14 protein-coding genes are annotated in these 13,831 nt (G+C 59.8%); 9 read left to right on the forward strand and 5 right to left on the reverse strand.

Features of this window, described 5'->3' with window-relative positions; all coding sequences use genetic code 11:
• Positions 1-8 precede the first annotated feature (8 nt).
• From urtB to OA90_RS02590, 7 genes are all read left to right on the forward strand, one after another.
• On the forward strand, positions 9-1,631 hold the full coding sequence (gene urtB, locus OA90_RS02555; protein WP_068407703.1) for an urea ABC transporter permease subunit UrtB: 1,623 nt from the start codon (positions 9-11) through the stop codon (positions 1,629-1,631).
• Entirely contained in the window at positions 1,628-2,857 is a 1,230-nt protein-coding gene (gene urtC, locus OA90_RS02560; RefSeq protein ID WP_068406758.1) for an urea ABC transporter permease subunit UrtC, read from the forward strand. Before urtB ends, urtC begins: the two co-directional genes overlap by 4 nt.
• A 4-nt stretch (positions 2,858-2,861) precedes the next feature.
• Positions 2,862-3,608 (forward strand): urea ABC transporter ATP-binding protein UrtD, encoded by a 747-nt coding sequence (gene urtD / locus OA90_RS02565; RefSeq protein ID WP_068406762.1) that lies wholly within the window; start codon positions 2,862-2,864, stop codon positions 3,606-3,608.
• A gap of 100 nt (positions 3,609-3,708) precedes the next feature.
• Complete coding sequence (urtE, locus tag OA90_RS02570; RefSeq protein WP_068406765.1) at positions 3,709-4,404, forward strand: urea ABC transporter ATP-binding subunit UrtE; 696 nt, start codon at positions 3,709-3,711, stop codon at positions 4,402-4,404.
• A 133-nt stretch (positions 4,405-4,537) separates the two neighbouring features.
• Positions 4,538-5,836 (forward strand): ArgE/DapE family deacylase, encoded by a 1,299-nt coding sequence (locus OA90_RS02575; protein WP_068406767.1) that lies wholly within the window; start codon positions 4,538-4,540, stop codon positions 5,834-5,836.
• 190 nt (positions 5,837-6,026) lie between these two features.
• The gene (locus OA90_RS02580; RefSeq protein ID WP_068406769.1) at positions 6,027-7,334 is read left to right on the forward strand and encodes a UDP-glucose/GDP-mannose dehydrogenase family protein; all 1,308 of its coding nucleotides are present in this window, start codon (positions 6,027-6,029) and stop codon (positions 7,332-7,334) included.
• Positions 7,335-7,961: 627 nt separating this feature from the next.
• Positions 7,962-8,714, forward strand: a complete 753-nt coding sequence (locus tag OA90_RS02590) for a sugar transferase (RefSeq protein ID WP_068406774.1) — start codon at positions 7,962-7,964, stop codon at positions 8,712-8,714.
• A 70-nt stretch (positions 8,715-8,784) separates the two neighbouring features.
• Here the strand turns inward: OA90_RS02590 and aroQ are convergent, their stop codons facing one another.
• A complete protein-coding gene (gene aroQ, locus OA90_RS02595) occupies positions 8,785-9,228 on the reverse strand; it encodes a type II 3-dehydroquinate dehydratase (RefSeq protein ID WP_068406777.1) in 444 nt (147 codons plus the stop codon).
• A 194-nt stretch (positions 9,229-9,422) separates the two neighbouring features.
• On the opposite strand from aroQ, the gene OA90_RS02600 reads away from it, so the two are divergent.
• The gene (locus OA90_RS02600) at positions 9,423-9,641 is read left to right on the forward strand and encodes a hypothetical protein (protein ID WP_068406780.1); all 219 of its coding nucleotides are present in this window, start codon (positions 9,423-9,425) and stop codon (positions 9,639-9,641) included.
• Positions 9,642-9,673: 32 nt separating this feature from the next.
• On the opposite strand, the gene OA90_RS02605 is transcribed toward OA90_RS02600, so the two are convergent.
• Positions 9,674-10,195 carry a response regulator gene (locus OA90_RS02605; protein WP_082836831.1) on the reverse strand — a complete coding sequence of 174 codons (522 nt, stop codon included), beginning with the start codon at positions 10,193-10,195 and terminating at the stop codon, positions 9,674-9,676.
• A 278-nt stretch (positions 10,196-10,473) separates the two neighbouring features.
• Between OA90_RS02605 and OA90_RS28450 the strand changes: the two genes are divergently transcribed.
• Complete coding sequence (locus OA90_RS28450) at positions 10,474-10,662, forward strand: hypothetical protein (protein ID WP_156510362.1); 189 nt, start codon at positions 10,474-10,476, stop codon at positions 10,660-10,662.
• 12 nt (positions 10,663-10,674) lie between these two features.
• On the opposite strand, the gene OA90_RS02610 is transcribed toward OA90_RS28450, so the two are convergent.
• The 3 genes from OA90_RS02610 to OA90_RS02620 form a co-directional block, all read right to left on the reverse strand.
• Entirely contained in the window at positions 10,675-11,343 is a 669-nt protein-coding gene (locus OA90_RS02610) for a class I SAM-dependent methyltransferase (RefSeq protein ID WP_199823578.1), read from the reverse strand.
• Between the two features lie 76 nt (positions 11,344-11,419).
• Positions 11,420-11,572, reverse strand: coding sequence for a cbb3-type cytochrome oxidase assembly protein CcoS (gene ccoS, locus OA90_RS02615; protein ID WP_068406785.1), 153 nt, complete (start codon positions 11,570-11,572; stop codon positions 11,420-11,422).
• A 7-nt stretch (positions 11,573-11,579) separates the two neighbouring features.
• A complete protein-coding gene (locus OA90_RS02620; protein WP_068406787.1) occupies positions 11,580-13,826 on the reverse strand; it encodes a heavy metal translocating P-type ATPase in 2,247 nt (748 codons plus the stop codon).
• Between the last annotated feature and the right edge of the window lie 5 nt (positions 13,827-13,831).

The raw sequence follows: 13,831 nt of genomic DNA on the forward strand, positions 1-13,831 counted from the left end.
CGGACACGATGTCCCTTCTGAAATCATTCTTCCTGCTTGTCGGCCTGATGGTCTGCGCGTTGAGCGGGCCATCCTTCGCCCAGTCGGATCCGGAAGCCCTGCGGCCTCTGATCAACGGGCTGGCCGAAGGCAAATACGCCGAGACCGAGAAGCAGATCGGCGCATTGGCCGCAACCGGTGATCCTGCGGTCGCCCCGACGCTGGAAGCGCTTGGAGAAGGTGATCTTTATGTCCGCAAGTCGGACGGCGCGGTGTTCATCACCAAAAAGGCCGGCAAGGGCTACGCGCTTACCGACCCGCTGACGCTTGAACCGGCCGGAGAGGCCGGCCGCCGCGAAGTTTCCAAGATCAAGGTCAACAACAAGCTGCGGCGTGTGCTGCGTTCCGCGCTGGGATCGCTCACGCTGATGGCGGCGGACCCGCATGTGCGTATGGCTGCCGCCGAGGCGATCTTCAAGGCGCGGGATCCGGACGGCATCGAAGCGCTGGACGCGGCGCTCGCGGCGGAGACCGATGACGGCGTGCGCAAGGTGATGGAGGAAGCCCGGGCGGCCGCCGTGCTGAATTCCGATCTGGACGAAACCCGGAAGCTGGAGGCGATCGAGACACTTTCGGTGATGGGCAACCGGGATGCCCTGTCTCTGCTGATCGGCGTCCAGTCGAGTGCCAATGGCGCGGTGCGCGATGCGGCAACGCAAGCCGTCGCCAAGATCGAGAAATCCATTGCCGCCTGGGATGCGGCCCAGAATATCTGGTACGGACTGTCACTTGGTTCGGTGCTGCTACTTGCGGCCATCGGCCTGGCCATCACCTTCGGTGTGATGGGGGTCATCAACATGGCCCATGGCGAGATGGTTATGATCGGCGCCTATGTCACCTTCGTGGTGCAAGAGTTGATCCGCACCTCGGCTCCTGGCCTTTTCGACTACTCCCTTTTGATCGCGCTGCCACTGGCTTTCCTGACGTCCGGCCTCATCGGCGTCGCCATCGAGCGCGGCGTCATCCGCTGGCTCTACGGACGCCCGCTGGAAACCCTGCTCGCCACCTGGGGGATTTCCCTGATACTGCAGCAGGCGGTGCGTTCGATCTTCGGGCCAACCAACCGGGAAGTAGGCAATCCGGACTGGATGTCCGGGGCATTCGAGCTTGGCCAGATGACCATCACCTATAACCGCATGTGGATCATCGTCTTTGCGATGCTGGTCTTCGCCGGGCTGATGCTTGTGCTGAAGAAAACTCCCTTCGGTCTTTATACCCGTGCTGTCACCCAGAACCGGCGCATGGCCGCCTCCATGGGTATCCGCACGCCCTGGGTCGATGCGATGACATTCGGCCTCGGGTCCGGCATCGCCGGCATCGCGGGTGTCGCGCTGTCGCAGATCGACAACGTCTCGCCGAACCTCGGCCAGGGCTACATCATCGACAGTTTCATGGTCGTGGTCTTCGGAGGCGTCGGCAACCTGTGGGGCACGCTTGTCGGGGCCATGACCCTCGGCATCGTCAACAAGTTCCTCGAGCCCTATGCAGGAGCCGTGCTCGGCAAGATCTTCGTGCTCGTGATCATCATACTCTTTATTCAAAAGCGTCCGCGGGGCCTGTTCGCCCTCAAGGGCCGGGCAGTTGAAGCATGATGACTTCCTTTCTCTTCCGCGCCATGGATACCCGCGCAGGGATCTTCCTGGCGATCATGGCCGCGGCGATCATTCTGGTTCCCGCCGGAAACCTCCTGGCTCCGGAAGGATCCGCCTTCCATGTGCCGAACTACGCCGTCACCCTAATGGGAAAATATCTGACCTATGCGCTGCTGGCGCTCGCGGTGGATCTCGTCTGGGGCTATTGCGGCATCCTCTCGCTCGGTCATGCCGCCTTCTTCGCCCTAGGCGGCTATGCCATGGGCATGTACCTGATGCGCCAGATCGGCACGCGCGGTGTCTATGGCGATCCGAACCTGCCAGATTTCATGGTGTTCCTGAACTGGCAGGAGCTGCCCTGGTACTGGTACGGCTTCGACATGTTCTGGTTCGCCGCCCTGATGGTGCTGCTGGTGCCCGGCTTTCTGGCCTTCGTCTTCGGCTGGTTCGCCTTCCGCTCACGGGTCACAGGCGTCTATCTGTCGATCATTACCCAGGCGCTTACCTATGCGCTTCTGCTTGCCTTCTTCCGCAATGACATGGGTTTTGGCGGCAACAACGGCCTGACCGACTTCAAGGACATCCTCGGCTTCGACATTCAGGCCGATACGACCCGCGCCGGCCTGTTCGCCGCCTCGGGAATAGCGCTGGTCCTGTGTTTCATTGTCTGCCGGGCGCTGACGCGCTCCAAGCTCGGCAAGGTGCTGGTCGCCGTGCGCGACGCGGAAAGCCGGACCCGCTTTCTCGGCTACCGGGTCGAGCACTACAAGCTTTTCGTGTGGACGCTGTCCGCCATGATGGCGGGAATAGCCGGCGCGCTTTACGTGCCGCAGGTCGGCATCATCAATCCGGGCGAGTTCGCCCCGGCCAATTCCATCGAGGTGGTTATCTGGGTCGCCGTCGGCGGACGCGGGACGCTGGTTGGTGCGGTGCTTGGTGCGGTTCTGGTAAACTTTGCCAAGACGTGGTTCACCGGCGCCCTGCCCGATATCTGGCTGTTCGCCCTCGGTGGCCTCTTTGTGTTCGTCACCCTGTTCCTGCCCAAGGGCATCGTCGGCACGGTCAGCCAGGGCTGGACAGCCCTTCGGCAACGCAAGGCGTCCGCCGCCTATGAATCCGGGTCGGGCGATCCGCCCTCCGCACCGCCGCAATCGCCAGGCGCACCGGCCAATGTGAAGCATTCGAACCGGGCGCCGGTCACCGCCGAACCCCAGCCAGCGGAGTAGACCCATGGCCAGAGCAAGCAGTCTTCTTTATCTCGACGGCGTGTCGGTCTCCTTCGACGGCTTCAAGGCCCTGAACGACCTGTCGCTGACCATCGGGCCGGGCGAAATGCGCGCCATCATAGGTCCCAACGGCGCCGGTAAAACCACCATGATGGACGTCATTACCGGCAAGACCCGGCCGGACAGCGGAGAGGTTTTTTTCGACGGCAACATCGACCTGACCGGCGAGGACGAAGCCTCCATCGCGGAACTCGGCATCGGCCGCAAGTTCCAGAAACCGACGGTTTTTGAAAGCCACACCGTGTGGGACAATCTCGAACTGGCGCTCAAGGCGCCGCGCGGGCCGTTCGCGACCCTGTTCCATGTCATTTCCGGTGCAGAAAAGAAGCGGATTGAGTATCTGCTTGAGCTTATTCGCCTTGGCGGCAAGCGCGGCGACCTCGCCGCCAACCTCAGTCACGGCCAGAAGCAATGGCTGGAGATCGGCATGCTGTTGGCCCAGGACCCGAAGCTGCTGCTGGTCGATGAACCGGCGGCCGGCATGACGGATGCCGAGACTGCGGAAACAGCAGAATTGTTGAAGGATATTGCCAATGATCACTCAGTCGTCGTGGTCGAGCACGACATGGTGTTTGTGCGTTCCCTGGGTGTCAAGGTTACGGTCCTGCACGAAGGCTCCGTCCTTGCCGAAGGATCCCTCGACCACGTCTCAGCCAATGACCGGGTCGTCGAAGTTTATCTGGGACGGTGACGGTCAGGCATGAATTCCAGCCGCAATCATCCCCGAAAACGAATTGAAACACAGAGTCCGGAACGCCCTCCAGAATACTGTTTCCGTTAGGTCAGAACCCATGTTGCAAGTTGACAATATCGATCTCCATTACGGTGCTGCCCAGGCTCTCAAAAGCGTGTCTCTCACCGCCGAGACGGGCAAGGTCACCTGCCTGATGGGCCGCAACGGCGTCGGCAAGACGTCCACCTTGCGCGCCGTCGCCGGTCAGCACGGCATCACGTCCGGCAGGATCGTCTGGAACGGGGAAGACATCTCCTCCCTGCCCGCGCATGCCCGTGCCCGAAAGGGCATTGCCATTGTTCCGCAGGGCCGGGAAGTCTTCCCGCTGCTGTCGGTGAAGGAGAACCTCGAGACCGGCTACGCGCCGATCGCCCGCAGGGACCGGTTCATTCCCGATACCATCTTCGAACTCTTTCCGGTGCTGAAAGATATGCTCAGCCGACGGGGTGGCGACCTTTCCGGCGGACAGCAGCAGCAGCTTGCCATCGCCAGGGCGCTGGTGACCCGGCCGAAACTGCTTGTGCTGGACGAACCGACAGAAGGTATTCAACCCTCGATCATCAAGGATATCGGCAGGGCGATTTCCTGGCTGCGTGACCAGGGCACCATGGCGATTGTGCTGGTGGAACAGTATTTCGAATTCGCCCGGGACCTCGCGGACGACTATGCGGTTATGGACAGGGGCGAGATCGTTCTGTCGGGGACCGGCGCGGATCTGTCGGAAACCGAAGTCAGGCGCTTTCTGACGGTGTGACGGGGACCAGCCGAGCACGCGACCGGATGTGTTGAAGCCTTCGCCTCTTCAACGCGAGATTTGACGAAGCAGACCGGATTGATAGGGTGCGGGCAAACATTCAGCCCGCCTTTCCCTTCCCATATGGACTGCCATGCCCTCCTTGCTTCCTGAAAACGCCATCTCCGCCATAACAGATGCGGTAGACGCGAGCTTCGAAAAAGAAGTCGCCTTTCTGCAGGAGCTCATTCGCTCCCCATCCCTGCGCGGGCAGGAAGCGGGCGTGCAGGAGATTGTCGCCGACGCGCTGAATTCAAGAGGCTATCAGGTCGAGACCTTTCCGATAGACATCGAAGCGCTGAAAGACCATCCGGCCTATTCCCCGGCCACAATCGACTACGCAGGCACATTCAATGTCAGCGGACGGAAACAGCCGCAAAACGCACAAGGCCGGTCGCTGATCCTGAACGCCCATGTCGATGTGGTGCCGACCGCCAATCCGGATCACTGGACCCATCCGCCATTTGCCGCGGTCCGCGAAGGCGACTGGCTTTACGGGCGCGGCGCCGGCGACATGAAGGCAGGGCTCGCGGCCAATCTCTTTGCAGTCGATGCGATCGAGGCGGCGGGTTTCCAGCTTCAGGCCCCGCTGGAATTCCAGTCCGTCATCGATGAGGAGGTCACCGGCAACGGCACGGCCGCGGCCATCCTTCGCGGCGCTTCAGCCGATGCCGTTCTTATTCCCGAACCGACGGATGAAGATGTCATCTTCGCCAATTCGGGGGTCATCAAATTCCGGATCTCGGTTCAGGGCGTGCCGGCGCATCCCCGCGAGCCGGCTTCCGGCCTGAGCGCCATAGAAGCAGCGTTTCTCGTCATCGGCGGCTTGAAGACCATTGAAAAGCGCTGGAACGACGAGAAACATCAGCATTCCGGATTTGACAAGCTGAGCAATCCGGCCAGCCTCAATATCGGCACCATTCACGGCGGAGAATGGCCGGCCTCGATCCCCTTCGAATGCAAGCTGGAGGGCCGCATCGGGTTTTATCCGGGAGATACGCCCGCGCACAGGATGGCGGACTTCGAAAAGGCCCTGGAAAGCCTGTGCAGCGAAGACCCGCGCCTGGCAAGGGCGAAGCCTGAGCTGGAGTGGATCGGGACCTGTCAGGCGGGTTATCGGCTGGAAGAAGGTTCGGCGGCAGAAGCGGCGCTTTCCGCAGCCCATGAAAGCGTGACCGGCACGCCGCTGCGCAGATCGATCATGGCCTGCTATCTGGATGCAGCGCTCTACATGAACCATTGCGGCATCCCTGCCCTCACCTATGGTCCGCTCACCCGCAACATTCACGGGATCGACGAGTGCGTGAACCTGCCTTCGCTGAAACGCGTGACCCGGACGATTGCCCTGTTTGCCGCCCACTGGTGCGGCGTTTCGCCTAAATCCGCGCTTTGACATTGATCTCAATGCAAGCCGATTGATTGCTGCGGCGAAAGCCGGTACCAACGCGCTCGAATTGAGTTTTCGGCCTCGGCGGCCCAGTAATGGTCCGTCCGGCCTTCCGGGTATCGCCGAACCCGTGCCTTCCGGCATGGATGCAGTATGCACCGGATAACACCGACACTGAAAAACTTTAGGACTTGCCATGCGCGTTGCAATGATTGGGACCGGTTACGTCGGTCTGGTTTCCGGGACATGTTTTGCCGATTTTGGCCATGTGGTGACCTGTATCGACAAGGACGCCGGCAAGATCGACGCCCTTAACGCCGGCTCGATCCCGATCTTCGAACCGGGGCTTCAGGACCTTGTTGCGAAAAACGTGGCTGAAGAGCGGCTGTTTTTCACCACGGAGCCTGAAGAAGCCATCCGCGATGCGGATGCGGTGTTTATTGCCGTCGGCACGCCGACCCGCCGGGGCGACGGACATGCCGATCTTTCCTACGTTTATGCGGCGGCTGAGGAAATCGCCGGTCTGATCGACGGTTTCACAGTGATCGTGACCAAGTCGACCGTGCCCGTTGGAACCGGTGACGAAGTCGAAGCCATCATCCGCAGGACCAATCCGGACGCCAATTTCGCAGTCGTTTCCAATCCGGAGTTCCTGCGCGAAGGCGCGGCGATCAACGATTTCAAACGGCCGGACCGTGTCGTGGTTGGAACGGACAGTGAAGAGGCCGTTGGCGTGATGCGGGAGCTTTACCGTCCTCTCTATCTCAATGAGACACCGATCATCGTTACAAGGCGCCGCACGTCCGAACTCATCAAATATGCCGCCAACGCGTTTCTTGCCGTCAAGATCACCTTCATCAACGAAATCGCCGATCTGTGCGAAAAAGTCGGCGCCAACGTCCAGGAAGTTTCCAAGGGAATCGGGCTCGACAACCGCATCGGTTCCAAGTTCCTGCATGCCGGGCCGGGATATGGCGGTTCATGCTTTCCCAAAGACACGCTCGCGCTTTCCAGGATCGCCGCAGACGCCAACAGCGACCTGAAGATCGTCGACTCGGTTATCGAAGTGAACGCCGCGCGGAAGAAGAAGATGGCGGACAAGGTCATCGACTTCATGGGAGGCGACGTCAAAGGCAAGACCGTCGCGCTCCTCGGCCTCGCCTTCAAACCCAACACCGACGACATGCGGGAAGCCCCGAGCATCGATATCATCGAGAAGCTGCAGGCCGAAGGTGCGAAGATCCGCGCCTATGACCCGGCCAGCATGGAAGAAGCGGGCCACGTGATGTCCGACGTGTTTTTCTGCGACGGTCCCTACCATGCCATCGAAAACGCGGATGTGGTGGTGATCGTCACGGAGTGGGACCAGTTCCGCGCACTGGATCTGGAGCGGGTCAAATCCCTTTTGAAAGCTCCGAAGGTTGTCGATCTGCGCAATATCTACACGCAGGACTACATGAGTGCGCATGGGTTCGAATACACCAGCGTCGGCCGGAGTTACTGAAGCCGCCGGCCTGAAGCACAGCCGGTCCGGCCTCATGGACGCCGGAACCGATGATACCCAATGGGCCGCTTTTGCGGCCCTCAGACGGCAGCCGAGCCCTCAGCGCGTCTTTCCGGACAAGAGCAGCGCGAGCGCAAGCGAGCACGCAACCAGTCAAGCCTTTCAAATCATGAAACAAGACGCGCCTAAGGCGCGAATTATGTCTGGATCCCGGATCTGGGCATGCAGCTATCGCTGAAGACCGTCCGGGAAAACAACCCGGGGGGCTGTGCTCAGCTTCTCAGTTCACTCGACAGAGTTGATGACGCGCCGAAGGGTTGGCTGCTGTCTGAGGGCCACAGGGATCGTATCCCGTCCTGTCTTCATCATGACCTGCACCCCCTCCCTAAACGCGGGATTGCATTTCCCCAGTATTCGCGTGGGAAATGTTACCAATATTTCATGACGGAATCGCTTTCGCGATGTTGTCCTGCCGCCTGCCGCATGGTAACCAAAGCCTTAATGGATTAAAACTTTCCAAGAATTTTAACTATTTGGTAAAGATGCCTTAGCGTGAGCTGACGCAACCGAATATGTTGATATTCGGAACTGTTTTGGTCACTGCGCAATAGGCAGAGGCTGTCAAAGTTGGTTGACGAAACTGTTTCATATCACCGTAAAGACGGTCATCGGCAGGCGATTGATTTCACCGGTTACGAGGTGCTTGGCTTCCCGCTCAAGAAGCGTTCGAACGGCTACAACCCGGCCTTTATACGCCGGGGAAAATTGCACCGGATTAGTGGAAATGTTTTCAAGAGAAGTCTCGACCTGGCCGGGGCCACGCTGGGACTGGTGATGCTGATCCCGCTCTTCGCCCTTATTGCGATTGCTATCAAATCGAGCAGCCGCGGTCCGGTCTTTTTTCTGCAGCAACGACATGGCCTGAACGGCGCGCTTTTCACCGTCATCAAATTCCGTACGATGCACCTGCATATGTGCGACAATTCCGGCATTTCACAGACAGTCGAAAACGACCCGCGCGTGACGTGGGTCGGCAAATTTCTCCGCAGCAGCAATTTCGACGAACTGCCGCAGCTTTTCAACGTCCTGAAGGGTGACATGTCCCTGGTGGGACCACGTCCCCATGTCCCCGGCATGATCGCCGCAGGGGTGCCGTATGAGGTTTTCGACCCCCGGTACATGAGCCGTCATCAGGTTCGGCCGGGCCTCACGGGGCTTGCCCAGGTAAATGGTTTCAGAGGCGAAACCAAAGACAGGCATTCCGCCCGTATGCGTCTGGAACACGACCTCAAATACATCGAAAGACAGTCGTTCCCGCTTGACGTCAAGATCCTCGCCGACACGATCGTTCAGGAGTTTTTCAAAGGCAGCGGCTACTGAAGGATCCGGTTTCCGGATCAGCTTATGACCGGACGGTATTGACTATGCGCCGACCGGTCCTTGGACGACTTTATTCAGACGTGACCAAAGTTGCCATATGCTGCATGGCGAGCTGATATCCATCCACGCCGCATCCCGCGATCACCGCGTCCGCTCTTGCGGATACGTAGGAATGATGCCGGAAGCTTTCCCGTTTGTGGATGTTCGAGATATGCACCTCGATCACCGGAAAACTGCAGGCTGACAGAGCATCCAGCAGGGCAATGGACGTATGGGTGTAGGCAGCGGGATTTATGATCAGACCTTGTGCTGTTTCGCGGGCCTCATGGACCCAGTCGATCAGCTCGTGTTCCGCGTTGCTCTGATGGAATACGGCCTGCAGTCCGGATTTCCCGGCCTCGATTTCGCACATCGCACGCACGTCATCCAGCGTACGGACGCCGTAGATCTCAGGTTCCCGCTTGCCGAGGAGGTTGAGATTCGGTCCGTTCAGAACGTAGATGACCTTGACCATAGGTAGTTTCCTTTCCCTGCCGCGAAAGAATGACGTTCAGCGGTGAATTATTCCAGTCAGATCCGCATTTTCCCGAAAAGCTTGTGGATGGACAGCAATGCAATGCAAAAACTTCAACCACGGCTTGCCTAAACATAGCTTACGTATTATTAACAATAACATTCCAGTTTGAGATTAATAGATCAACGGAACCCATGACCAAGTTGCGCGAACGGCTGGACACTCTTGAAGCTCTGATGGCGGCGATAGAAGGCTATCAGAACCTTCCACTTGATGTCCTCTCCCAGTTTCTGCTTGACCATTATACGGTGGATCTGGACGTGTTGGCGCTGTTCGCCGATGAGATGGAAGCAAGATCTGAAAATGCGCTGAACACGGTCTACGCGGCTCCGAAGGCACACTCCGCTGCCTGAGCAGCATGCAAGCAACCTTCGAACGTCCGGAATTACCCGATAGACACGGCGTTTTGTTCGCTCTCAGCCGGTTCAGGTCCCTGACCGGCCTGCCAGATTTTCTGGCGGTTGCGGATTTCCCGAGGAGCCGGCCCGAAATAGGTCGCGGTCTTGATGAAATCGCGCGGTTGCAGGATCACACTCGACACACGCTGATACAGGGACTTGGCAGAGATCGGTTTGGACAGGAGTTCATGAACGCCCAGGCGCCGCGCTTCCACAATCCGGCTCCGCTCCGTATGGGCCGTGACCATGATAATCGGGATATAAGCGAAGGGATTGTTCGGACTGCGGATCATGCGAACCATATCCGCACCGTCCAGAATGGGCATGACCCAGTCCAGAATCAGGATATCCGGATTGGCACGGTCCATCGCTTCGAGGCCGGATGCTCCGTCCTCGGCTTCCACGATCCGGCGTGCGCCGAAGCCCTGCAACATGGTCCGCAGGATGGTGCGCATATAGGCACTGTCCTCGACCAGCAGGAATGTCAGTGAGGCAAGATCAAGGCTCACCAAATCCTCCTAAGTTTCAAGCCAAGTCTTGTCATGAAAGTCTGAACAATGGGTTAGCCTCGGAGTTTCCGATAAAAGACCCGCTCAATGCGTATGAAACTGCAGCCGCGGCCGATCATTGCTGATCAGTGCTTTACGGAACATTTTGAAACGACACGCCGGTATTCACGGCCCGGTAATCTTGCGTGGAATTAATCTTTTTGCCGAAGCGGTGTTAACGGGTCTTTCAAGCCTGCGACACCATTCTCGATCAGGACGCAGCAACAGGCGAGAGACTTTTGTCAACGATTGTACGAAACATGTGCCAGGATCTGGAAACATCAAATCAGGAGGAAACGCTTTCGTGTCAGCGCAAGCTGACCGAGCCTGTATCCGGCAAGAAGATCAGGGAAAATCTCTTGCTTCTCTCCGGTATCGGCCTTTTGCTGCTGGCCTCCGGCATGGTGCTTTCCAACATTTTCTCCTGAAACGGAACCCACTCAGGTTCTCGGCGACCTGGCAGAAAACAGTGCCACACAGCCGATCGGCTTCAACTCGACCCGAGTGAAGCGGCGTGACAACTCGGCCTCCAGACCTTCCATTGTGTCGTATTCGTTCGAAAAGACACCCTTGCGATTATAGAGGCGCATGAGTTGGCGGGCAGCAGCGGATCGGGGCCCATTGCCCTGAAGGATCGTCGCGCCGAAAACAGTCCCGTCGTCGGCAAGATGCGGCAGCAGGTGATCGAAGATCACCGCTTTTTCGGACAGGGGGCCCGGCAGGCAGTGCAGCAGATAGGAAAGCGCAATGGAGCCGAACCTGCCCAAGGATGACGGCCAGGGCACCAGGGCGTCCGCCTGAACCGTAAGCGGCCCATAGCGCCGAATTCGGCCGGCTGCCTTTTGAAGACAGTGCACGTTCGGATCGAGCAGGGTCACCTTGGGATTGGAAACGGGATACGTCGCCCTATGCGGAAAAAAGCCGGTCCCGACGCCGACATCGAGGTGGTCCGCCGAGAGATGGTTGTTGTAGAGGTCAATCATGTGACGGCTCGGACAACGCCAGATGAGCCGGTTGGTGAGCCCGAGTACGAAAGCGTCATAGAGGGCGAGCGATGTGTTTGAATAGACCGCGTAGCCCGCCCTGTGTGCGTCAGGAAACTGTTCCAAGCCTCGTCCCATCCAGATTGCCCAGACCACAGCGCTAGTTCCTCAAAGAGAGGTGGTCAAGCAGCGGCTCTTTGGTTCAGTCGTCCGGCAGGTCGTCATCTTCCAGAATGCGCCATTTGGCGCCCTCAAGATCGTCGAACTGGCCACTCTTCAAGGACCACAGGAATGCGGCCAGGCCGAGAACTCCGAGGAAAAGCGCGATAGGGATCAGATAGATCAGGACATCCATGGCAGCATCATCCTTGAGGCCTTTCGCCCGACGCCCGTTCAGATGCGGCTCGGCCTACGGGGCGCCCCTCGCCCCAACGCAGCTTAAGGGCATTGGCCGTAACGGCCAGCGAGGAGGCGGACATGGCGACGGCCGCCATCAGCGGCGTCACGAAGCCGGCGACAGCCACAGGGACCGCGATCATGTTGTAAAGGGCGGATATCCAAAGGTTCTGCTCGATGGCCGCACGGGCTCGTTTCGACAGATGCAACGCATCGGCAACGGGCTGCAGCCTGTCGCCCAGGAACACCGCGTCCGCTGCTGCCTGGCTGAGATGAACCGCCGAAACGGGCGACAGGGAGACATGGGCTCCGGCGAGCGCCGGTGCATCGTTCAGGCCGTCGCCTACCATCAACACCTTGCGGCCGGCCTGCTGCAGCGCTTCGAGACGGGCAATCTTCTGCGCAGGCTTCATTCCGGCGCGCCAGTCGGCGATGCCAAGCGCCACCGCGCAACCGGACACGGCCGGTTGCGTATCGCCTGAAACGATCTCGAGCGCGTATCCCGTAGCCTGCAAATGATCGATCACAGCTCGGGCATCCGGCCGCAGGCTCTGACGGAAAGGCAGAAGCCGCACCGGCTTGTCGCCAAGCCTGATCGCAAGAAGCGAGGCACCGGGGACCTCCCTCAAGACGTCCTCGATCTGCTGCGCCGCCGCGCCGCAGAACTGCGGGCTGCCGAGCCGTAGGCGCTCGCCTTCCACGACCGTCTCGAGGCCGGCACCGGGGATTTCCTTCACCTCTGACAAAGGGATGAGAGCATGCGTTGCCCTGACAAGGGCCATCGACAACGGATGACGGCTGGCAAGCGCCAGGCGACCCGCCAGAGCAGTCAAATGATCGTTCGCGTCGAACGGGCCACAGATCTCGGGTTCGGCAAGGGTCAGCGTGCCGGTCTTGTCGAAAAGGATGGTGTCGATGTCTGCGAGGCGCTCGATAGCGTCACCGGAATTGAGCAGCACGCCACGGCGGAAAAGCTGCCCCGAGGCGACCACCTGAACGGCGGGAACGGCAAGGCCCAGCGCGCAGGGGCATGTGATGATCAGAACCGAAATGGCGATCACCAGCGCCGGCTGCCACTCCATACCCGCGAGCAGCCAGCCCAGAAAGGTCAGCCCGGCAGCGCCATGAACGACCGGCGCATAAAGCCGCGCGGCCCGGTCGGCGATGCGGACATATTTCGATTTCGCCTGCGAGGCGGCTTCCAGAAGCCTGTTGACCTCATCAAGCAGCGTTGCCCCGGACGCGGCTTCGACGCGCATCTGAAGTGCACCGGAACCGTTTAGCGTTCCCGCATAGACGCGCTGACCGCACTCCACGGGCACAAGACCGCTTTCGCCGGTGACAAGGCTCTGATCGATCTCCGAGGTTCCCGTTTCGACCACGCCGTCGACCGGAACCCGTTCGCCCGCCGACACCAGCACGAGATCGCCCGTCGCGATCCTGGAGAGCGGGACTTCCCGCACATCGCCACCGGGCAGGATCCGGGCGGCGACTTCCGCCTTGAGAGCGGCGATGTTTTCGGCAAAGGAGCGGGTGCGCCCGCGCATGTTGTGATCGAGATACCGGCCCACCAGCAGAAAGAACAGCAGCATGACGGCCGACTCAAAATAGGCGTGATGCTGGTGCTGCACCGTCTGCACAACGGACAGCGCCACAGCCAGAACCACACCGATCATGATCGGCACGTCCATGTTCAGGCGCCCGGACGCCAGCGCCTTGAAGGCGCTTCTGAAGAAAGGCCGCCCGGCATAGGCGACCGTGGGCAAGGCTATCAGGGCCGACAGCCAGTGGAAGAAGTCCCGTGTCTCCGTGTCGATCCCGGTTGCGTTGCCTGACCATACGGAAACGGACAAAAGCATGATGTTCATGCCGGCGAAGCCCGCGACGGCAAGACAGCGCAGAAGCTCCTTGCCGGTGCGGTCCTGACGGTCTTTCTGGCTGGCCGGGTCGAACGGATGGGCGGTGTAGCCAAGCCGTGACAGCTCGGCGACGATCTCATCCGCCCCGGTCTGATCCTCCACCCAGTCGACCGCAAGGCGCTGACTGGTCAGGTTGACGCGGGCCGTACGGATGCCGGGCAGGCGTTTCAGTCCGCGCTCAATGTCCCCCATACAGGCGGCACAGGTGATGCCGTCGACGGCAAGATCCATGTGGACAGCACCGTCCTTGCCGGGGGTTACGAAAGCCTGCCAGTCGCGCTGATGAACCGTCACGCCGA

The sequence above is a fragment of the Labrenzia sp. OB1 genome, assembly GCF_001624695.1.
Classification (GTDB): domain Bacteria; phylum Pseudomonadota; class Alphaproteobacteria; order Rhizobiales; family Stappiaceae; genus Roseibium.

Coding starts and splice junctions, on each gene's coding strand:
- urtB (WP_068407703.1), top strand. CDS start 9: ATGTCCCTTCTGAAATCATTCTTCCTGCTTGTCGGCCTGATGGTCTGC.
- OA90_RS02600 (WP_068406780.1), top strand. CDS start 9,423: ATGACCAAGTTGCGCGAACGGCTGGACACTCTTGAAGCTCTGATGGCG.
- OA90_RS02575 (WP_068406767.1), top strand. CDS start 4,538: ATGCCCTCCTTGCTTCCTGAAAACGCCATCTCCGCCATAACAGATGCG.
- urtD (WP_068406762.1), top strand. CDS start 2,862: ATGGCCAGAGCAAGCAGTCTTCTTTATCTCGACGGCGTGTCGGTCTCC.
- urtE (WP_068406765.1), top strand. CDS start 3,709: ATGTTGCAAGTTGACAATATCGATCTCCATTACGGTGCTGCCCAGGCT.
- OA90_RS02580 (WP_068406769.1), top strand. CDS start 6,027: ATGCGCGTTGCAATGATTGGGACCGGTTACGTCGGTCTGGTTTCCGGG.
- aroQ (WP_068406777.1), bottom strand. CDS start 9,228: ATGGTCAAGGTCATCTACGTTCTGAACGGACCGAATCTCAACCTCCTC.
- ccoS (WP_068406785.1), bottom strand. CDS start 11,572: ATGGATGTCCTGATCTATCTGATCCCTATCGCGCTTTTCCTCGGAGTT.
- urtC (WP_068406758.1), top strand. CDS start 1,628: ATGATGACTTCCTTTCTCTTCCGCGCCATGGATACCCGCGCAGGGATC.